This is a genomic window from Flagellimonas rhodophyticola, assembly GCF_049332665.1.
GTDB lineage: Bacteria > Bacteroidota > Bacteroidia > Flavobacteriales > Flavobacteriaceae > Flagellimonas.
This window is the reverse complement of sequence record NZ_CP186326.1, coordinates 2,130,666-2,152,419: the sequence shown is the minus strand read 5'-3', so window position 1 is coordinate 2,152,419 and position 21,754 is coordinate 2,130,666. Positions and strand designations below refer to the sequence as shown.

Annotated in this window: 12 protein-coding genes; 7 read left to right on the top strand and 5 right to left on the bottom strand. The window is 40.6% G+C overall.

The features are described 5' to 3' along the window. Positions 1-31 precede the first annotated feature (31 nt). Complete coding sequence (locus ACOKFG_RS09725; RefSeq protein WP_422861144.1) at positions 32-8,131, bottom strand: T9SS type B sorting domain-containing protein; 8,100 nt, start codon at positions 8,129-8,131, stop codon at positions 32-34. On the opposite strand from ACOKFG_RS09725, the gene ACOKFG_RS09720 reads away from it, so the two are divergent. Next, a complete protein-coding gene (locus ACOKFG_RS09720; RefSeq protein WP_422861143.1) occupies positions 8,130-8,357 on the top strand; it encodes a hypothetical protein in 228 nt (75 codons plus the stop codon). The two genes, ACOKFG_RS09725 and ACOKFG_RS09720, sit on opposite strands and share 2 nt — an antisense overlap. A gap of 135 nt (positions 8,358-8,492) precedes the next feature. Beyond that, a complete protein-coding gene (locus tag ACOKFG_RS09715; protein WP_422861142.1) occupies positions 8,493-9,617 on the top strand; it encodes a PQQ-dependent sugar dehydrogenase in 1,125 nt (374 codons plus the stop codon). A gap of 1 nt (position 9,618) precedes the next feature. Here ACOKFG_RS09715 and ACOKFG_RS09710 read toward each other — a convergent pair whose 3' ends face one another. After that, positions 9,619-10,434 (bottom strand): N-acetylmuramic acid 6-phosphate etherase, encoded by an 816-nt coding sequence (locus tag ACOKFG_RS09710; protein ID WP_422861141.1) that lies wholly within the window; start codon positions 10,432-10,434, stop codon positions 9,619-9,621. Then, entirely contained in the window at positions 10,434-11,183 is a 750-nt protein-coding gene (locus ACOKFG_RS09705; protein WP_299172375.1) for a DeoR/GlpR family DNA-binding transcription regulator, read from the bottom strand. Before ACOKFG_RS09705 ends, ACOKFG_RS09710 begins: the two co-directional genes overlap by 1 nt. A gap of 218 nt (positions 11,184-11,401) precedes the next feature. Here ACOKFG_RS09705 and nagB point away from each other — a divergent pair, with 218 nt between their 5' ends. From nagB to ACOKFG_RS09680, 5 genes are all read left to right on the top strand, one after another. After that, the gene (gene nagB, locus ACOKFG_RS09700; protein ID WP_298793763.1) at positions 11,402-13,336 is read left to right on the top strand and encodes a glucosamine-6-phosphate deaminase; all 1,935 of its coding nucleotides are present in this window, start codon (positions 11,402-11,404) and stop codon (positions 13,334-13,336) included. A 98-nt stretch (positions 13,337-13,434) separates the two neighbouring features. Then, complete coding sequence (locus ACOKFG_RS09695) at positions 13,435-14,943, top strand: family 10 glycosylhydrolase (RefSeq protein WP_298793762.1); 1,509 nt, start codon at positions 13,435-13,437, stop codon at positions 14,941-14,943. Next, positions 14,940-16,223: an MFS transporter gene (locus tag ACOKFG_RS09690; protein WP_298793761.1), complete on the top strand. Its 1,284-nt coding sequence runs from the start codon at positions 14,940-14,942 to the stop codon at positions 16,221-16,223. The genes ACOKFG_RS09695 and ACOKFG_RS09690 overlap by 4 nt, the downstream gene beginning before the upstream one ends. Further along, positions 16,216-17,820, top strand: coding sequence for a glycoside hydrolase family 3 protein (locus tag ACOKFG_RS09685; protein ID WP_298793760.1), 1,605 nt, complete (start codon positions 16,216-16,218; stop codon positions 17,818-17,820). Before ACOKFG_RS09690 ends, ACOKFG_RS09685 begins: the two co-directional genes overlap by 8 nt. Before the next feature lie 11 nt (positions 17,821-17,831). Continuing rightward, entirely contained in the window at positions 17,832-18,908 is a 1,077-nt protein-coding gene (locus tag ACOKFG_RS09680) for an anhydro-N-acetylmuramic acid kinase (RefSeq protein WP_298793759.1), read from the top strand. A 2-nt stretch (positions 18,909-18,910) separates the two neighbouring features. On the opposite strand, the gene ACOKFG_RS09675 is transcribed toward ACOKFG_RS09680, so the two are convergent. Next, positions 18,911-20,119, bottom strand: a complete 1,209-nt coding sequence (locus ACOKFG_RS09675) for a multidrug effflux MFS transporter (RefSeq protein ID WP_422861140.1) — start codon at positions 20,117-20,119, stop codon at positions 18,911-18,913. Positions 20,120-20,211: 92 nt separating this feature from the next. Then, positions 20,212-21,753 (bottom strand): acyl-CoA carboxylase subunit beta, encoded by a 1,542-nt coding sequence (locus tag ACOKFG_RS09670; protein WP_298793757.1) that lies wholly within the window; start codon positions 21,751-21,753, stop codon positions 20,212-20,214. Position 21,754 lies beyond the last annotated feature (1 nt).

Below are 21,754 nucleotides of genomic sequence, written 5' to 3'. Positions count from 1 at the left end.
GCTCTAAATATAATCAAAAAACACCTTCGTGCTATCGGTACAATGTAAAATGCCCAACGTATTGTTGTTTTTCCCTATCGTTTGCATTTACAACATACCAATAATCTCCAGTAGGTAATGGGTTGCCTTCATACAAACCATCCCATTTTTTCACTTGGTCCAGTCTAGCCACCACACGACCATAACGATCGTAGATAATGACATCTATGTTCGGAAAGAATTCTCTGTTTCCAGGATACCAATAATCATTCATATTATCGCCATCTGGCGTAAAAAATGGTGGAAAATATGGCATTCCATCAAAGTTGAATGGCATAACCAAATTGGCCACACAACCATTTTGATCTCTCACCATTATGTTGATATTGGAATCAACGTTGACGTTGAAAGTATTTACATCCCCAAACGATTCTCCTTGGAAGAAATATTCATAGCCTCCAAATCCGCCTGTAGCCATTGCCGTAATTTCATTTGGACCTGTTTTGGTAGCTTCCAGCGTTAATGGCTCATAAGCATCTATTTCAAATTCTACAAAAGTGACACATCCATTTTGGTGATAAATATAAACGGTATGTTCTCCTGGTGGTAAATCTCCATAGACCCGTTGATCAGTAGCCAATTGAACGTCGTCAACATCCAGAGAAAACAACAAACTTGGAATTAAAGATGTATCCGCAATGGAAACGGTAGCGGTACTGTTCGGGAAAATTCCCTCACAACCATATTCAACTATAGGTTCTGCCATTAGCTCAATTCCTATTCCAATTTCAGCCGTAACATTTGTTTGACAGCCATTTTCATCACGAATAAAAATCACATAGGTTTCTCCACCCATCAGGTTATCAAAAAACAAGCTGTTGTTTTGCTCGAAATCTGCATCATCAGAAGAATTTACACTGGTATAATATGGTGCAGTACCTCCAGATATACCCAATGTGAGGGTACCATCAGCATCTCCCAAACAAGTCTCTGGTGTTGTCGTCACCACACTTGCCACCAACTCCATTGGTTGTGTAATTTCTACTGTTCTGGTAATGGTACACCCTAGATCATCTTGAATAATGATATCGTAGGTTCGTGGAGCCAAATCATTGAATGTCTTTCTATTTGGATTAACAGGGTCGTTTCCTTCAAAGAATTCGCTCAAATTGTCAGAAATGGAGTATCGAATGTCTCCAGTACCTCCACTAGCCTCAATAATAATTTGTCCATTTTCATCACCTGCACAAACCACAGGAACTGCTTCCAAATAGTCTAGTACCAATGGTGGTTTAGGCTCAATAACTATTGGATCAGATATTGCTTCGCATCCTCCACTTTGGGCATAAACGTAATATGTTCCAGGGTCAAGATTCCTGAATATCCCAGAAGACTGAGCTGGCCTTACGGTATTCAAAGCGGTAGGGTTAGGAGGTGTATTTGAATTTAAAAGTGTGTACACGTAGCTTCCAATTCCACCAAACGCTTCTGATCGGATAATCCCTGTTGCTTCTCCAGCACAATTGATGGTTGCGTTGGTCAAGTCCAATGCAATTACTAATGGAGCAGCCGGATCCAAAGAAATCTGGTTGGATAGTTCAAATGGACATCCGTTTGAATTTTGAACATCATACTGGAACGGCCCTGGATCTATGGTAATATCTGCTGCGATTTCTACGCTTGACATTCCAGCTCCGAAAGGTGTAAATGGGTCTGCAGTTCCTGACCTGCGGTAGAAATAATCCACACCCACTTCTGGGTTGGTAACCGTAAGTTCCATCCTTCCTAAATCCCCGCAACCGGGAGGTTGTAACTCCCTCAATTCTGCTATAACAATTTCAGGATCTTGAACAGTTATTGGAATGGTTGTGAAACTACAGTTCCATCCATCGAATATGGTAATAGTATATTCACCAGCGGACAGGTTTGCAAAAGTCGGTGTAGTCTGTAAACCACTGTTGGTGCCATCTGTTATTCGGTTTAATTGATAGAGATAGTTGCCTGGACCTTGTCCTCCAGCGATGTTATGTGCTTCAATAATACCGTCGTTGTCATTGTTACAACGCAAAGGTTGTACCACTTGAATATCTGCGGAAATTGGTGTAGGTAGCGGCAAATTGATGTTTGTTGTCTCCTCACAACCCATTAAATCCCTGATGTTAATAGTATATGTTCCCGTGGATAGGTCTTGGAATATTGGATTGGTATTGGGGTAATCTACCAAAACAGTGATACCGTCCGGCGCAATCAACTGGTACTCATAGGTACCCCAACCACCATCTCCAGAAGCGGTAATTTCACCGAATCCGGGAACATTACAGGTTACTTCTGTTGTTTGCACTGCAGTTACCGAAAGTGCCCTATCGGGTGATCTTACTGTAACTACATTACTTACTACATCACAGAACGGGGAAGCGAGAGCTTCAATATGTACCACAAGGTTCCCAGCAGGAACACCTGTAATAATTTCTGGACTGTTTATTGGGGTATTGGTATCAAAACTTCCTGTGACTCCAGTAGTGGTTTCAACTCCTGAGTTGTCTCTTGAGAAAACTTCATAGTTATAAGTACCACTATAATTGTTAATGGCCAGACTAATTTCTCCATCATTACCATTAAAACAGGTAACAGGTCGTACCTCAGCGATTACGGCTTCAATATTATTGTATTCCGGCATATTGATAGTAGCCGTCAAGTAAGAACACCCACCACTGCCTATATCAGTAACAGCAAAAATATAGTCACCCGGTGTTGAAATTGGCCAGGTCACTCGATCCGTTCCGGAAGAATTTCGTGCTGGTTCAGAACCTAATGGTAATATTTCCACTTCATAGTTTCCGGGACCTTCATTTACAATAATTTCAATGAATCCGGGGTTTACTCCTGTTCCTGAAGCATCACAGGTAATCTCTCCTACATTGTAACTAAATGTTATGTCGGTTGGAGTGTTTATGTTGACCGTGGTAGTTTCCTCACATCCATTTTGATCTCTTGCTGTGAGAATAATACTTTGGTTAGTACCATTGTCTATCACCTCAAAAACGTTGCTAGTCTGAAAGTTGGTTCCATCAAATTGTGGTGTGCCATCATTCATACTGTAGGTATAAGGTCCAGTTCCAGTTGCTGCTCCAGTACCATCTCCATTAGTATCCGTGAAGACTGTAATTGTTGCCGTACTGAATTGGTTGCTTGAAGGATTACAGCTAAACTGGGTGTTTGCTGCATTAACAAGCAGTATTGCCGGTTCAATTATGATTACATCAGTTGAGCGATCAGTACATCCTCTGTCCGAAACTACCTCAACTTGATATGTGTTTGGACCTAGGTTATCGAACAATGGTGAAGCTTGTGGTCCGACAAGTACCGTAGAACCAGCTCCATCATACAGAATATAGCTCATTGGGGTATCCGTATCACTTCCTGGTTGAAGCTCAACAAAGATTGAAGCATCCCCTGCTCCATTACAGGTTATATCGGTAACCGGTGTAGCCGTAATTATCGGGGTATTAACGGTAGATACGTTAACAATAGTTTCATCGGAACATAAAGGTGTTGTGTTGGAGCTTAAGTCCGTAACCAAAATATTATAATCTCCTGGCAAAACGCTGTTGAAAACATTCGTGCTTTGCGCGGGACCAATGTTGGCCAAAGTACCGGCATCACGTAATTGGAATTCGAAATTACCACTACCTCCGGTCGTGTTCACTGTAATTACACCATCTCCCGCATTACAAGTTGGGAAGGATGTGGCATCCGCCGTAATCGCGAAGAAATCAAATACCTCTGCCGTTATGGTATCCGTACATCCGTTACCATCTCGAATTGTAATTACATAACTTCCTGGGTTTGGAACTACGAAATTGGCACTGCTCTGGAAACCGCTTCCAATGTCATACATAAAGGTTTCTTCCGGCAATCCTGAACCTGTGGACAATGGTGCTGTTACATCAATTTGGTAACCGCTTGTGGCCGTACATTGATTTGTAACATCTATGGCAGGTGTTGGAATTCCAGCTTCCTGGGTTACTGTAACCGTGGTTAGGGCAGTACATCCATTTGCATCTTCCACATAGAAGTCATAATCTGCAGGGTATGGTCCTGGAATTTCAAAGGTAGTATCCGCGCCAAAAACAGTAGGCGCTGCTGCTCCGTTAGGGACATAGGCATATCCGAATGGAGCTGTTCCACCGAAACCTCTAACGGTAACGAAAGCTCCAGCATTACAAGTAGCTTCAACGTTGCTATCCACAACAATGCTCGGAGAACTGAAACCTATAAATACTAAAGTACTCGCACTACATCCTGTATCGGTATCAGTAACAATAATTTGATAGTTGCCTGGCGCCAAGCCTGTAAATGTACCATTGAATGGAAGTGGCTCATTTGTAAATGAAGTAGGTCCTGATATGGTAGCACCTGTATCCGTATTTTCAAGAGTAACTTCAAAGTTTGCGGGATTGGCCGGTAAGCCAGAAACATCATAAGTTATTTCACCGCTCCCTGCTACATTACAAGATGCAGTATTTGAAGTTGCCGTTACCGTTACCGGACTTGGGGGCACAATCGGGTCAATTTCTTCAATATAAGTACAACCCAATGCATCTCTTACTTCAACAAAATATGTAACGCCAAAAGTAACTACGGCAGAAAAATCATGAATGTCCACACCATTTACATTGGCCAAAACAAAAGTAGGATCTCCGACCAATCGGAACTCATATGGTGAGGTACCTCCAGTTGCTTGTACCCGATAAGAAATAAAAGGATCGGTACAAAGTGCAGGTGGCGTATCCAACGGAATCAAATCCAATACGTTTTGGTCTAGGATAACATTATCTCTATCCTCACAACCTTGTGCATCGGTGGTCACTATGGTATAATTTCCAACGCCAAGATTTGGGAAGTTCACAGTTGTACTTCCGGTTCCAATTGATTGGGCGACCAAGTTTCCAGCAGCATCCAATAATACATAATCAAAAGGTGCCACTCCGTTATTGATAGTGGTAGAAATAGACCCCAGAACATTTCCTGCGGAACAAACTGCAGGTGTTGGCGTAACAGTGGCATCCAAAGGCGCACTTGCGGCAATGGTAGTGTTGTAAGCTGGACTCACACAACCTCTACTATCTCGAATTATAAACCCTCCATGTGTACCAGGTCCATAACCGGAAAAGATATTTTGAGTGCTGAAAGTTGCTCCATTATCATTACTAAATTCGTAAGGAGGAACTCCTTGATTCGTATCAGGAACCAACTCTATAATACCACTAGTATTATCTCCACACTGGGTATCCGTACCCACAAGAGAACCTGCTATGGTTTCTGGTGGCGTAATTGTAACAGTGTTTGATTCGGTTGTACATCCTTCGCTGTCCGTAATCATAAACTGGTATGTAGTATCAGCTATAATTGAACCATCGTTCGGTATATTGTAGATAAAGGAATTCCCGGTAATGTTGTTATTATCCGATGTATAAGCAGCACCGTTTATACTTACTTCGTAAATATCATAATCACCACCAGAGGTATATCCATTACTAATATTCACTTGTATTTGTGCAGGAGGACCAGCACAATCCAATTCTTGAATGGTTGTGGCGGTGGCTGTAACTTGTGGTTGAATAGTTTGAGTCACGGTATCACGACAATCATTGGCGTCCACAACTTCTATGGTATAGGTACCTGGGGTAAGCCCTGAAAAAGTATTGCTTCCTCCTAAAACTCCTCCATTGATTCTGTATTGATATGGAGCTGCTCCCAAAGTGGCATTTACAACTAATGTTGCAGCATTGAAATTATCATAACACAAATCAGAAGCACCTGTATCCAACGTTAATGTTGGGGCTTGTAATGCTGTAAGGGTAAAAGTATCCGTAAGTGTACATCCATTTGCATCGGTTACACTGACCTGGTAAAGGCCATCTTGAGAAAGGTTAGCGAACACACTTCCATTTTGAGGCCCTCTTGTAGAACTATCTGGTTGTGTTAGTGTATAACGATTACCTCCCCATCCACCAACGGTATTAACGCGTACGGAACCAATGTTTCCATTTTGACAGCTCATATCAGTCACATCTAAACCGGAAATGGCAAAAGCTGTTGACGGCTCTTCAATAACTAAGGTTGCTGTATCCGTACAATTGGTTTCTTCATCGGTTACAGAAATTACATAACTTCCTGCTGCCAGTCCTACTACTGGAATTACACCAGCATTCTGTGCGGTAAACACAGTTCCGCCATCTATGCTGTAGCTGTATGTTGAATTGAATCCATCAACAAGAAAACGTCCTTCGCCATCCGAACCACCCACACAGGTAACAACTCGGGTTTGTTGTGCTTGAACTCCAATTGAGCTTATATCGGTAATAGCATAATTTTCATCATAAGAACATCCTTCGTTATCTGTAACTCTGAATGTATAGGTTCCTAATCCAAGCCCGGCGAATGTATCGTTATTTCCATTGTTAATAGCACTTCCCGCAGGAGCTATAATTTCATAATTGTAGGGTGCGGTTCCTCCAGTAACTGTTAGTGCAACTGTTGCGGTTGTAGTAATACAATCTAAGCTTGAAATGGAGAAATCCAAATCTGTCGGCTTATCCAATGTATTAAAGACAACATCCGGTAAAGGTTGCACACATCCGTTGGCATCTCTGATCAGAGGGGTGTATGTACCCACACCAAGATTTGAGAATACAGGGTTTGTTCCAAATCCTGCGCCCACACTGTACTCGTAAGGTGCAGTTCCCCCAGAAACTCCCGAAATGGTAATCTGCCCTCCTGTTTCATCTAAACAGGTAGGCACGGTATCTGGAGTTGCCGTAGCTGTTATGTTGGAAGGGGTCCCAACGGTACCAACAATAGGAGTCGTGGTACAGGTAAAAGAATCTTGCTCGTATCTTAATACGATATCATATGTCCCCGGAGCTAAGTTTGAAAATACGTTACTGATCTGATAGTTTGCTCCATTGTCAATACTATATTCGATTTCGTAACCAAATCCGCTAGTTACATTAATAGTTATTCTACCATCGTTAGCACCTCCACAATTTGCATCTTCTTCTGTGATGTTAAAAATTGGTGGTGGAATATCAGGAACATTTACAGAAGCGCTTCGTTGGCATCCATTTGCATCTTCTACCAAAATGGCATAAGTACCTGCTGTTGTTACCGTAAATGTTGTAGCGCCGGTGTAAGTAGAACTAAAAGGACCTCCATCAACACTAAAACGATAAGGCGCAGTTCCTCCAGAGGTTGTTAAATCAACATCAACAGATGTGGCCCCGCATCCAAAACTGGCCGAAGCTGTTGCCGAAACATCCAATGGACTGATGCCATTTCCAATTTCAATAAGACTTCCTGTGGTATCCGTGGTAATGGTCTCCGAACAATCATTAGTCTCAACCCTAATACTATATGTTCCTGGACTTACATTGGCAAATGTGTACGTATCAGAACCGTTTGGTCCAAAGGTATCTACAGTGACACCATTTTTAATTAAACGATAGGTATAAAAACCGGGTACTCCAGAAACTGCTACGTCAATACTTCCCAACTCACTACTACATAAAATATCATTAGCAGTGACGTCAACCGTAATATCTAAATCCTGAACATTAACGGTGTTTGATGGGAATAAACAGGCACTTGCAGATACATTCTTTAATCGCACCCAAACCATATAATTACCAGGAGTGGTAACATCAAAATACGGATCATCTTGATAAGGGCCGGTAGAGTTGTTCAAACTATACTCATATCCCGCCGGAACATTGGTTACTTCTACCCTACCAGGATTACCACAAATGATATCCTCCATTATTAATTGAGGGTCCAATGGGTTAAGCGTAGATTTAAAATAGAAATATTGACCTGAATTCACTCTTACCCTAAACTCACCGGCAGAACTCAAGCTATAAGTAGAACCTGTTCCCACAGTATTCCATGTACAGGCAGCGTTGATAGTAGGACAATCCTCGATTACGGTTGGAGCACAAGAGTTGGTGTCCAATCGTTGCCACTCATAGCTGCCTCCAGACTGGCTCAGCGAAAGAGTTCTAATATCACTTGTACCACACAAGAAGAATTTCGCCAAGGTACTACCATCATTTGGACATACCACTTCCTCATCCGCACCTTGGATGATGGTCATGAACATACTACTGGAAGCTGTTGGTGAAAAATCCGCATTGCCCAAAGAAGCTTTTGAGGACAATTCGGTTTCATTTACCGCCTTAGAGTCTGAAACAAAAGATACAAGCGAATCAAGTATCTTGCTCGTTTCATTTTTTGCTAGTACCGTGGAACAACAAATTGATATCAGCACCAATAACACGGCATATAGCAAATGCCTTGTTTTTCGAGGGAGCATAGGTTAAGTCTTGTTTGAAGAATATCAGATTTGGGACCTTAATATTCTAATTGTAATTATCTAAACTTATATAATTCTAATTATCTTTCGACTTTAAAAAGCCGTAGTTCATCTATAAAATCTATTACTTCAACGTAAAATTATGAAAAAAAGTGCTGTGCTTCCTTATTTTTTCGTTGTAATGCTAACTACATCCTGTGCTCAAAAAAAGGATAATAGCATAAATCTTCCGAAAACCCTTGATTTCACTGCCGAAAATATAATCTCTGATATTCAGAACCCCTGGGGAATGGCATTTCTGCCCGATGGAGGGCTATTGATTACAGAAAAATCAGGGAAATTGCTCCTTTTTAAAGATGGGAACACAGTAGAAATTGGTAATCTTCCTGATATCTATGTCCGGGGTCAAGGTGGACTTTTAGACATAGAATTACATCCCAATTACGCAAATAACGGTTGGTTGTATTTATCATATTCTTCAAGCGATGGTTCAGGAAAAGGTGGGAATACAACCTTCCTCAGGGCCAAGCTATCAAATAATCAACTAGTTGAAAAAGAAGTACTGTACAAAGCTGTTCCCAATACTACGAAAGGTCAGCACTTTGGTTCCCGTTTTGAATTTGATAATGAAGGCTACCTTTATTTTTCAGTTGGTGACCGAGGTAATAGAGATGTAAATCCACAGGATATTAAGCGGGATGGAGGAAAAATTTACAGACTTCACGATGATGGGCGAATTCCAAAAGACAACCCTTTTGTATCCCAATCTGGTGCTAAAACAGCAATTTACAGCTATGGCCATCGAAATCCACAAGGGTTAGCTATACATCCTGTAACGGGTAAACTTTGGGAGCATGAGCATGGTCCGCGCGGTGGTGATGAAATCAATGTTCTTGAAAAGGGTAAAAATTATGGATGGCCAGTAATTACGTATGGCATTAATTATAGCGGAACCAAAATTACTGACGAAACTTCAAGGCCAGGTATGGAACAACCTGTTTATCAGTGGACACCATCAATAGGTCCCTCAGGAATGACATTTGTAACATCGGACAAGTATTCTAAATGGAAAGGCAATTTGTTGGTTGGATCATTAGCTTTCCAATACTTGGAACGTTTGGTCATTGAAAATGACAAGGTCATCTATCGTGAAAAGTTATTAGATGGTATGGGACGTGTTAGAAACGTTCGCCAAGCACCAGATGGCTATATCTATGTGGGCATTGAGGGAAAAGGAATCTATAAATTGGTTCCAAAGAACCAATAAATCATTTCATAGCTTCGATTGCATTCTTTACAGAGCCATATTTTTGTAAAGCTGCCGCCGCTTTATCATAGTCCAATCCTAACTCCTCAACCAAATATCGGGTGCCTCGATCCACCAATTTGTTGTTGCTCAGTTGCATATTTACCATCTTGTTGCCCTTGACCCGGCCAATCTTAATCATTAATGAAGTGGTTATCATATTAAGTGCCAATTTCTGACTGGTTCCACTTTTCATACGAGTACTCCCGGTCAAAAATTCGGGACCAACATTAATTTCAATAGGAATATCTGCCCCTGTAGCTAAGGGAGATCCTGGATTATTTGTGATTCCAGCGGTCAAAATGCCTTGCTTCTTGGCAGCTGCGATACCTCCCAAAACGTATGGTGTGGTTCCGGAAGCGGCTATACCGACCAACACATCATTAGAATTAATATCTTGCTTTAATAAATCTTTCCATGCTTGATCGACATCATCCTCGGCAAATTCTACCGCTTTTCGAATAGCACCATCACCGCCTGCGATAAGTCCAATTACCCTATCATGAGGAAGTCCAAAGGTCGGTGGAATTTCAGATGCATCCAAAATTCCTAATCGCCCACTGGTGCCTGCACCAATATAAAACAACCTCCCCCCTTTTTCGAAACGTTCAGCAGTCATGTCCACCAACTTTGAAATTTGAGAGATAACAGTGGCTACTGCTTGAGCAACTTTTTGATCTTCAGCATTAATGCTCTCCAAAATGGTTTGGGTATCCATTTGCTCCAAATGATCATAATTTGAAGGGCTCTCCGTAATCTTGGTATAGTTCGTCTGCATTATAAAAGATGAATCTCTTGGTTTCTAAAAAGGTTTAATTGCTCATTGTCAGGTTCAAGTTCAGTTATCATAGTGCCAATAGCGTTGATATCACAGGTTTTATAACGGTGTTGAGAGTTCAATTTTTCGGAAATTGATAACAAGATGGTTCTTTTAGAAGCTTTTATCACCGCTTTCTTAACCTGCACAATATCCCAATCAAATTCAGTAAGTCCGTAACTAGCATCTACATACCCTGTGCCAATAAAACCATAATCTACATGGATTTCTGATAGTTGGTTTATAGTGCTCGCTCCCAAAGATATCTGTGAATCCCTTGAAACTTCTCCTCCTATCAATATAACCTTAACATTCGGCTTGACTAAAAGCTCCAAAGCTACAGGCAAACTCATGGTAAAACAAGTCAAATTGATATTATCAGGAATCTTTCTGGCAAGTTCTACGCATGTGGTTCCCCCATCAATAAAAACAACCCCTCCTTCTTTCAGGAGACCCACTGCTTTTTCCGCTATTTTCTTTTTCTCTTCCAAAGCATAGATGTTCGCACTTCTTACCGTTGTATTGGTAAAACCCAAAGCAACGGCCCCACCATGCACTTTCCTGAGTTTACTATCAGCGTCTAATTCCTTTACATCGCGCCGGACCGTATCAATAGAAACATCCAATAACTCTGCAATATCAGTCAAGAGCACTTTGTTGTGCAATGCTACTTCGTTTAGAATTGTGCGTTGTCTTTCTTCCTTAAGCATATTCTGAAATCTATTTCGCAAAGATATATAATTTTAACACTTGCTGTTTTATCCCGTATTAGGTTAATAAAATGTTATTAAATGCAAAAAACAGCATTAAAAAAAGCAAAAAACTGCAAAAATCAAATTTATTTCCTATTTTTGCCGTATTAAGTTTTGATTTAGAAAGTTTTAAAATCAATAAAAAGCAAAGCCAACGTATTGAAAATTCACCTTTCATGGAGACAGCAACATTAAAAAAGGAAAGTATCGACATTTCATACAAACCTGTCGGACAGTTTGAAGAAACCCGTTTCGAGAAAATTCACAACATCATTTTTGACAATGCTCGAGATGGTTCTGCAATTGTCGCTCAAGAGATTGCAGATTTAATTCGCCAAAAGCAGTCGGAAGGCAAACCTTGCGTGCTCGGTCTCGCCACTGGTTCCTCCCCTATTCGTGTATATGAGGAATTAGTGCGAATGCATAAAGAAGAAGGATTAAGCTTTTCCAACGTTACCACCTTTAACTTGGATGAATATCTGCCCATGGAAAAAGAAAACAGGCAAAGCTACCATTACTTTATGCATGAGCATCTGTTTAACCATATTGATATTGCCCCTGAAAACGTGAATATTCCCGACGGAACGGTTAAAGGAGAGGCAATCCTAGAGCATTGTGTGAGCTATGAAAAGAAAATAAAAGAAGCTGGGGGGTTGGATTTTCAACTCTTGGGTATTGGAAGAACGGGGCATGTCGGTTTTAACGAACCTGGTTCGCATTATAATTCGGCCACGAGGGTAATCACTTTGGATCATATTACCCGGGTTGATGCCGCACCAGCGTTTTTAGGTATTGACAAGGTACCCAGAAGAGCCATTACAATGGGTATCGCTACAGTGATGAGTGCTAGGCGAATTGTCCTACTTGGGTGGGGTCAAAATAAGGCTGATATCATTAAAAAAACTGTCGAAGAAGAAATCTCTTCCCACGTTCCAGCTACCTACCTCCAAGAGCATATGAACTGCACTTTTGTACTGGATACTGGAGCTGCTACAGAATTGACACGAAATAAAACACCTTGGTTAGTTGACGAATCCTGCGAATGGACAGAACAAATGACGGCCAAAGCCATCGTATGGTTATGTGGCGAAACTGGAAAATCCATTTTGAGCTTGACTGATAAAGACTATAACGACAACGGAATGTCCGGCCTTTTGACTCAGCAAGATTCCTATGAGTTGAACATTAAAATGTTCAATCGACTTCAACATACCATTACAGGATGGCCAGGTGGTAAACCTGATGCAGATGATACCAATAGACCAGAACGAGCTCTTCCCGTAAAGAAAAGAGTCATTATTTTCAGCCCACACCCAGATGACGATGTTATTTCAATGGGAGGCACCTTTGATAGATTGGTATCTCAAGGGCACGAAGTACATGTAGCATACCAAACATCAGGTAATATTGCTGTCGCAGATACGGAAGCCTTAAAATTTGCAGAAACTGCCAACGCCATACAACCTACAGTTGAGGCTCAGAAAATCATAAATGCCATAAAATCCAAAAAGGAAGCGGACTTTGACCCTGTTGAAGTACGAAAGTTAAAAGGTAGTATCCGAAGAGGAGAATCCTACGCCGCTACCCGTTACTTTGGCCTGAATGATTCAAATGTTCATTTTCTTGACCTCCCTTTCTACGAAACTGGAACCATAAAAAAGGACGATCTTTCTGAAGCTGATGTGGCTATAATGGTTGACCTTATCAAAGAAGTAAAACCTCATCAAATTTATGCAGCGGGTGATTTGGCAGATCCACACGGTACCCACAAAGTTTGTCTTGATGCTGTGTTTGCATCTGTTGAAGAATTGAAAGAGGAATCTTTTATGGACGATTGTTGGTTATGGTTATATAGAGGTGCATGGCATGAATGGGACATCAACGAAATAGAAATGGCCGTTCCAATGAGTCCAGGTCAGGTGCTCAGAAAACGACTTGCCATTTTCTGTCATCAATCACAAAAAGACGGAGTTATGTTTCAAGGTAACGATTCACGAGAGTTTTGGATGCGCGCCGAAGAACGAAACAAAGACACCGCAGGACACTATAAGGCATTGGGAATGGCAGATTATGCAGCAATCGAAGCATTTGTAAGACATAAGTTCAAATAATTATTTAACTAAACGATTTTAGTTTTGAGTTAATTTAATTTTAAGTTCAAGTAAAAGGCCTACTTTTAATTCAGAGTAGGCCTTTTCATTCATTTTCTATGCAACGCTTTACACTTCTCTTATCGCTTTTGGTTTGTTTCTCATGCTCTGTCTACAAATCACCAAAAACCGAGTTTAGAGGTGTGTGGATAGCTACGGTTGTAAATATTGATTGGCCAAAAAATGGGAACGATCAAGTGGGGAAACAGAAAAAAGACTTTATTGAGATTCTAGATTTCTATCACGATTTAAATTTTAATGCGGCGATAGTTCAAATACGTACTGCAGGAGACGCTTTCTACAAAACCGAACAAGCCCCTTGGTCAAAATATTTAACGGGCCAAGAAGGAAAAGCCCCTGAAAATTTCGATAACCCATTGAAATGGATGATTGCGGAGACCCATAAAAGAGGTATGGAGTTCCATGCATGGTTGAATCCCTACCGCTCCACTTTCGATTTAGATACCTTAACATTGTCCGAACAGCACGACTTCTACCAACATCCAGACTGGATGCTCAAATACGGTAAAAAATATTATTATAACCCTGGCTTACCGGAAGTTCAGCAAAAACTTACCAATATCATCGAGGAAGTGGTAGTTAATTACCATGTTGATGCCATTCATTTCGATGATTACTTCTATCCGTATAAAATTAAAAATGAAGTATTCAATGATAGTTTGGCCTTTCAAACCTGGGGTTTAGCAAATCAAGATTTAGAAGATTGGCGCAGAAGTAATGTTGATTCCCTAGTAAAAAAAGCGCATCAAATCATCAAAAAAAACAAACCCTGGGTGCAATTTGGGATCAGTCCATTTGGCGTTTGGAAAAATAAAAGCACAGACCCAAGCGGTTCAGATACCAAGGCTGGTCAAACCACCTATGAAGATTTATATGCAGACCCTCTGCTTTGGATGGAAAAGGGTTGGTTGGATTATGTGGTGCCTCAGGTGTATTGGAGTATGGATTATGCACCAGCCTCGCATCGTATCATTACTCAATGGTGGTCTGAAAAAGCTGAAAACACTAATCTCTATATTGGCAATGGAGCCTACAAAATCAAGAACAATGCGGATAAGGCCTGGAAAAGAATAAAGGAAATACCAAAACAACTTTCATTGGCAAGGTTAACCGAACAAATCAAAGGCAATGTATTTTTTAGTGCCAAATCCCTAGCCGAAAAGCATGAGAAAATTTCAAAAAAATTAAAACAGCAGTTTTATAAGTATCCAACCCAAAATCCTGTTGGCCAGAAAAAAATTAAAAGGTCTTTACTCCCATTAACCATTAAGTCGGTTGAGTTTCGTGATAGGGAGCTAGAATTCTGTGTTTTGCATGAAGATACCATTCCAAGGTTCCTTCATATCTATACCATAAACAAGTCAATCCCTGATCAAAAACAACTCATAGGAAAGCATTATCTTTCGGTTGAACAAAACCATATTCGTTCTCAAATAAACTTGACCAAAAAACAATTGAAAAACGATATTGGTGTCTCCTTGATTGATGCGTATGGCAATGAAAGTCCAACCCAAACTATTTACCAATCCAAAAAAACAACTAAATGAGCAGCATTGCCAAAGATAAAGGCGCCTGGGCCTGGATACCCATTCTCTATTTTACCCAAGGCATTCCATATATTTTGGTTGTTGTTGTGTCCGTTATCATGTACAAGCGATTGGGTATTGGCAATGCGGAAATAGGATTGTATACCAGTTGGCTTTACCTTCCTTGGGTATTAAAGCCACTTTGGAGTCCACTAGTTGATCTTAACGGGACCAAAAGAAAGTGGTTTTTGGCCATGCAACTTGTGGTGGCCCTATCATTCTTGGGTATTGGTATTTTTCTACCCTCCAACTCATTTTTCATCATCACATTAGCTTTCTTTTGGATGGCCGCATTTGCTTCAGCTACTAACGATATAGCTTCAGATGGCTATTATATGATTGGTCTTACACAAAAAAAACAATCATTCTTCATAGGATTGCGGAGTACCTTTTACAGATTGGCTATGGTCACCGGACAGGGTCTTCTTGTCATATTTGCTGGCTTTTTGGAGAATAAGTACGGGGATAATACCAAAGCTTGGTCAATGACCATGATATGTGCGGCTGTTTTAATGCTGCTCTTGACTATTTCCAACTTTTTTGCTGCTCCAAAGTTTGAACAATCCTCGGATAAACCCCAAGAGAAACCAGCTGGATTTTTGGATGTTTTTGCCTCTTTCTTTAAGAAAGAGCAGATTTGGATTGCATTAGCGTTCATCCTCACTTACCGTCTAGGGGAATCGCAATTAGTGAAAATGGCCTCACCCTTTCTGCTAGACAGTTTGGAGGTAGGAGGTTTGGCTTATTCCACCGAAGCTGTCGGAACCATTTATGGTACCGTGGGTGTTATTATGCTTTCATTGGGTGGAATTTTGGGTGGAATCTTGATTTCGCGAGATGGATTAAAAAAATGGATGCTGCCCATGATGCTAGCACTCAATCTGCCCAATGTGCTTTATGCACTTTTGGCTTTTACCCAATCCACAAGTTTGTTTGCTGTTGTCGGAACGGTAGTCTTGGAGCAATTTGGTTATGGATTCGGATTTGCCGCTTTCCTTATTTATCTAATCTATATTTCTGAAGGAATCTCTAAAACTTCGCACTATGCGATAGCAACAGGATTTATGGCCTTGGGAATGATGCTGCCCGGAATGCTCAGCGGTTATGTGCAAGAATGGCTGGGGTATGATGGTTTCTTCTTTTGGGTGGTCATTGCCGCCCTCCCCGCTTTTCTAATCTTGAAGTTCCTGAAGTATCCAGAAGATTATGGAAAAAAATCCAATTCCATTGACAATGCATAATTTCCTATCATACAAGGAAGCTTCAGAAAAACTAGCCTTAGATCAAAAAGTTGGGCAATTATTTATGCCTGCAGTTTTTATCAATGACACTGAAGAAGAAGTACAACAAATTGAAGATTTGCTTCGAACACATGCAATCGGTGCCATATGTTTTTTTCATAGCCGTGCTAGCGCTGCCACCAATTTTGAAGGCAAAAAGAAAGTGGTTCACAATGAGCATAGTTATGATAGATTAAGGCAATTAATTTCGAAATATCAGCGAGCGGCACAATTTCCATTATTGGTTGCCATTGATGCCGAGTGGGGCCTGGCCATGCGCATAGAAAACACCAATCAATATCCTTATGCCATAACATTAGGGGCCATTAAAGAGAACCATCAATTAATTTTTGAAGTTGGAAAGCAAATCGCCTTGGATTGCAGAGAAGCAGGTATTCATTGGAATTTAGCTCCAGCAGTGGATATTAACAACAACCCGGAAAATCCGGTAATTGGATATCGGTCGTTTGGAGATGATAAGCACAAAGTGCTTTCCAAAGGAAAAGCCTATTTAGAAGGCATGAAAAGTGCAGGTGTCTTAAATGCAATCAAACATTTTCCTGGTCACGGTGATACGGCAACAGATTCTCACCTGGGTTTACCCGTAATCGATAAATCGATGCAAGAACTGAGGGATAATGAACTTTACCCCTTCTCCGAACTCATAAAACAGGGCGTTGATGCAGTTATGGTCGGGCATTTAGCTGTCCCTGTTCTGGATGGTTCAGAAAACCCGGCGACCACCTCATCCAAAATAATTACCGATGTTTTGCGCACAAATTTGGAATTTAATGGGGTTATCATTTCCGACGCACTTAACATGCATGCTGTATCCAAAGAATATCCCATCAAAGGAACTTTGGAATCTGCTGCCTTCGCAGCCGGAATGGACATGATGTGTTTCTCTGAACATCCAAGGGAAGGCATTCAGAACATTTTAAATACTTCGGCAGAGGAAAGAATAGAAGCTAGCTTCAAAAGGATTTGGGAATTAAAAGAACAAGTTTATACATCCGAAATTAAGATTCAAAGAACGTGTGACGTTTCTGAATTGAATAAAAAATTAGCCATAGAAAGCATAACGGAACTCTACCAAGGTGCTAACGTTGTAAAACAAATAAAGCAGTCCAATTTTTTAAATCTGTCAGTAGAAAATCAGAAGGGAAATGTTTTTTCAAAATCCGTTGAAAAGCAATTCGAAAAGGAGCATCACATATTGGATTTAGATTCCGTTGGAGAAATCAAAAAACTTATCACCAAGCATGAAAATGTTGTTTTGGCACTCTTCCCTCCTATGGTAAAACCTAAAAACAAATTTGGATTTCAAACTGAAATACTGAACTTCATAAATAAAATAATCCAACAAAAGAATGTACTGATCTATCTTTTTGGAAACCCTTATGCGCTGGATATTTTGCAACTGCACTCATCTTCAAACACGGTGATAGCATATCAGGATTTTCCAGAATTCCAGAACGTGGCGTATCAACATTTTTTAGGTCAACAAAAAGCTAAAGGAAAACTTCCGGTGAAACTTAAAACCCTACAATCCATCTAAACAAAGCTCCTATGAAAAAATATAAAGTCTTGGGTTTAATGTCAGGCACCTCATTGGATGGTTTGGATTTGGCATACTGTCATCTATGGCAGTCCAATAATCATTGGGAGTTTTCCATTGAAAAAACAAAAGACATTTCTTATGGTCACAAGTTAAGAGATGCCCTTAAGAATGCCATTTACTTATCCGAGGAAGACCATAACAAATTGCATAAAGATTATGGGGTCTGGTTGGGAGAACAAGCAAAGAATTTTATTGAGGAGCATCAATTAGAGGTTAATTTTATCGCCAGCCATGGACATACTTCGCATCATAAGCCAGAGGAGGGGTTTACATTCCAATTGGGAGATGGGCAATTGTTGGCCAATACAAGTCTCCAGCAAGTGGTTTGTGATTTTAGAACCAAAGATGTTTCACTAAACGGACAAGGTGCGCCATTAGTTCCGATAGGAGATCAGTTGCTATTCTCTGAATATGATTTCTGCTTGAACTTAGGTGGAATTAGTAATATGTCGTTTGAAAAAGAAGGAAAACGTATTGCTTATGATATTGGACTTGCCAATATGCCACTCAATTACATCACGCAGAAAATAGGGTTGGATTATGATGAGAATGGACAATTGGCTAGGTCGGGAAAACTAGATGAAGCTTTGATGCAGCAACTAAACTCGCTGGAATATTATCAACTTCCTTATCCTAAATCTACAGGCTTTGAATGGTTCACTGAAAAGATCGTTCCCATTATTGAGACCTCCGAAGCTTCAGAACAAGACTTATTGTTCACATTTATTCAGCATAATTGCCAACGGATTGCGATTGAAGTGAGCAAACATGCCGTAAAATCCCAAAACAAACTATTCGTTACCGGTGGTGGTGCTTTGAATCAATTTTTTGTAGATACCCTACAAGTTGAACTTGGTCAATCAGTTCAAGTCATCGTCACTAACAAAACCTTGATTGCCTTTAAAGAAGCGGTAGTTTTCGCCTTAATGGGAGTACTCCGTTTAGAAAACAAGACCAATGTGCTTTCCTCTGTAACAGGAGCTATCGAGGATTCATCTAGTGGTGAGATCTTCTTCCCGGAATAACGTTATGCGGTAACGATAGGCCTAGATTTTCGTATCATGGCATAAATCAAAAGTGATACTATTCCACAAATCGATAAACCAGCAAAAAGAGGCCAAACGCTGGTCTCAACAAAATCTCCAATAAAGGTAGCAATCGGTATGGCCAACAACGTGGATACAAAACCATTGATTGCTGCTCCAATTCCTGCTATATGACCAATGGGTTCCATGGCGATAGACCTGAAATTTCCCCACATAAAACCAAGACAAAAGAATTGTGCCGATAGAAATCCTACCAAAACAAAAATGTTTGGATTTGGGGAGTTCCAAAAAAGAAAAGCGTACAACAAAGCAATTAAACAAAATGCAACAAGTGCCATGAACGAAAGTTTGCGCATACCAAAGCGTAGCACCAATGTTCCGTTTAGGAATGTGGAAAGCCCGATGGAAATTGCCAATCCCGCAAATATATATGGGAAAGCTTCCTTCATATTGTAGATATCTTCAAATACGTGCTGGGCTGCACTCAGATAAACCAAAAAAGCTCCTGTCACCAAACCGGACATTAGGGTATATGCAATGGTCTCTTTGTATTTCAAAAACTCTTTTGTTCCATCCACAAAGACATTTCGCGTAAACGGTATTTTAAATTGCGGTTTAAGGGTTTCAGGTTGTCTTTTCCAAAACCAAATGCAAACCAAAAGGCCGAAAATAAGTTGTATGTAGAAGATGGCTTTCCATCCCATATTATCCAAAATGACCTTGCCTATTGCCGGCGCTACCACAGGCACTAGAATAAAAAAAGCAACAACAAATGACATCACCTTGGCCATATAATCTCCTTTATAGGTATCTCTTATAATGGATATTGCCAAAGTACGCGGCGCAGATAGCCCAATTCCTTGCAAAATTCTTCCCACAATCATAATTTCCAAAGATGGTGCAAGCACACAGATGATACTTGCCGCCACAAAAACAATAAACCCAACATAAACTATTGGTTTTCTGCCGTAGCAATCCGATAATGGCCCGAAGAACAACTGTCCCACACCAAGTCCCAAGAAAATCATTGTTACTAACAACTGATTATCCGTAGGATTAAGGCTATTTATGGCTATTCCTATATCAGAAATTGCAGGCAAAAGGGCATCAATAGCCAAGGCCACAATTGACATTAATGAGGCCATTAAAGCAATAAACTCAAAATTGGGTTTTTGGGTATCTTTTTGCATGCTGCAAAATTACGTATACCCTTTTCGATAGTGAACTTTTTTAAAAGGTATTTGAGTATGGAACTATAAATAGTTCTTATGCTTTCTGAAAATCACAGGGGTATATTTCCATGCTTCTTTTTAGGAGTATGTACTTTCTTTTTCTCCAACATTGCAAAAGCTTTTACCAGTTTACGTCTTGTATTCTTTGGAAGAATGATTTCATCTATAAATCCACGGCCCGCCGCTCTGTAAGGATTGGCAAACTTATCGGCATATTCCGACTCTTTCTCCTTTAGTTTGGACTCTGGATCATCTGCGGCAGCTATTTCCCTTCGGAAAATAATCTCACTGGCTCCTTTCGCCCCCATTACGGCAATCTCGGCAGTGGGCCATGCAAAATTAAAATCGGCGCCGATATGTTTGGAATTCATCACATCGTAAGCTCCTCCATATGCCTTTCTGGTAATCACTGTAACCCTTGGCACTGTGGCTTCACTAAGCGCATACAATAGTTTTGCCCCGTGCATGATAATTCCGTTCCACTCTTGGTCCGTACCTGGTAAAAACCCTGGAACATCCACCAGTACCAATAACGGGATATTGAAAGCATCACAAAAGCGGGTAAAGCGTGCTGCTTTTCTAGAACTTTTTACACCCAAAACACCAGCCAAAAACATAGGCTGGTTGGCTATTATCCCAATGCTTCTTCCACCCAAACGCGCAAATCCAACAATAATATTTTCTGCATAATCTTTGTGGATTTCATAAAATGAATCCGTATCAATAATCCCACTGATCACATCATGCATGTCGTAAGGCTTGTTGGGATTGTCCGGTACAATGCCGGAAAGTTCATCCCTAACTTCATCTCCTAAGGTATACTCTCGAATTTTTGGAGTTTCTGAGTTGTTTTGAGGAAGATAATCCAATAGCTTTTTTATATCATCCAAACAAGCTGCATCATTGCTTGAAGTTTTATGAGCAACTCCTGATTTTGTGGAATGTGTGCTTGCGCCGCCCAATTCTTCAGAAGTCACTTCTTCATTGGTGACGGTTTTGACCACATTTGGACCTGTCACAAACATATAGCTTGTCTCCTCAACCATCACAATAAAATCTGTCATAGCAGGAGAGTATACGGCTCCGCCTGCGCATGGTCCCATGATAGCAGATATTTGAGGGATTACCCCTGAAGCCTGTACATTTCTGTAAAAAATATCGGCATAACCCCCCAAGGATTTCACACCTTCTTGTATCCTCGCGCCGCCCGAATCATTTAATCCTATAACTGGAGCTCCAACTTTCATGGCCAAATCCATCACTTTACAGATTTTTTCAGCATGGGTTTCGGATAAGGCTCCTCCAAAAACTGTGAAATCTTGTGCATATACGTATACCAATCTACCGTTAATGGTTCCATAACCTGTAACAACACCGTCTCCATAATAGATTTCCTTATCCATTCCAAAATCAGTGGTTCGATGTGTAACCAAAATCCCCATTTCCTCAAAAGAGCCTTCATCCAATAAATAATGAACCCGTTCCCGTGCTGTGAGCTTTTTCTTTTGGTGTTGTTTTGCAATCCGTTTTTCACCTCCACCCAAATGAGCTTCGTTTACTTTATCCTTTAATGTTTTGATTTTGGAATCCATC

Excerpts from the sequence above, each read along its gene's own strand:
- ACOKFG_RS09720 (WP_422861143.1), top strand. The coding sequence starts at position 8,130 with ATGAACATACTACTGGAAGCTGTTGGTGAAAAATCCGCATTGCCCAAA.
- ACOKFG_RS09725 (WP_422861144.1), bottom strand. The coding sequence starts at position 8,131 with ATGACCATCATCCAAGGTGCGGATGAGGAAGTGGTATGTCCAAATGAT.
- ACOKFG_RS09715 (WP_422861142.1), top strand. The coding sequence starts at position 8,493 with ATGAAAAAAAGTGCTGTGCTTCCTTATTTTTTCGTTGTAATGCTAACT.
- ACOKFG_RS09710 (WP_422861141.1), bottom strand. The coding sequence starts at position 10,434 with ATGCAGACGAACTATACCAAGATTACGGAGAGCCCTTCAAATTATGAT.
- ACOKFG_RS09705 (WP_299172375.1), bottom strand. The coding sequence starts at position 11,183 with ATGCTTAAGGAAGAAAGACAACGCACAATTCTAAACGAAGTAGCATTG.
- nagB (WP_298793763.1), top strand. The coding sequence starts at position 11,402 with ATGGAGACAGCAACATTAAAAAAGGAAAGTATCGACATTTCATACAAA.
- ACOKFG_RS09695 (WP_298793762.1), top strand. The coding sequence starts at position 13,435 with ATGCAACGCTTTACACTTCTCTTATCGCTTTTGGTTTGTTTCTCATGC.
- ACOKFG_RS09690 (WP_298793761.1), top strand. The coding sequence starts at position 14,940 with ATGAGCAGCATTGCCAAAGATAAAGGCGCCTGGGCCTGGATACCCATT.
- ACOKFG_RS09685 (WP_298793760.1), top strand. The coding sequence starts at position 16,216 with ATGCATAATTTCCTATCATACAAGGAAGCTTCAGAAAAACTAGCCTTA.
- ACOKFG_RS09680 (WP_298793759.1), top strand. The coding sequence starts at position 17,832 with ATGAAAAAATATAAAGTCTTGGGTTTAATGTCAGGCACCTCATTGGAT.
- ACOKFG_RS09675 (WP_422861140.1), bottom strand. The coding sequence starts at position 20,119 with ATGCAAAAAGATACCCAAAAACCCAATTTTGAGTTTATTGCTTTAATG.
- ACOKFG_RS09670 (WP_298793757.1), bottom strand. The coding sequence starts at position 21,753 with ATGGATTCCAAAATCAAAACATTAAAGGATAAAGTAAACGAAGCTCAT.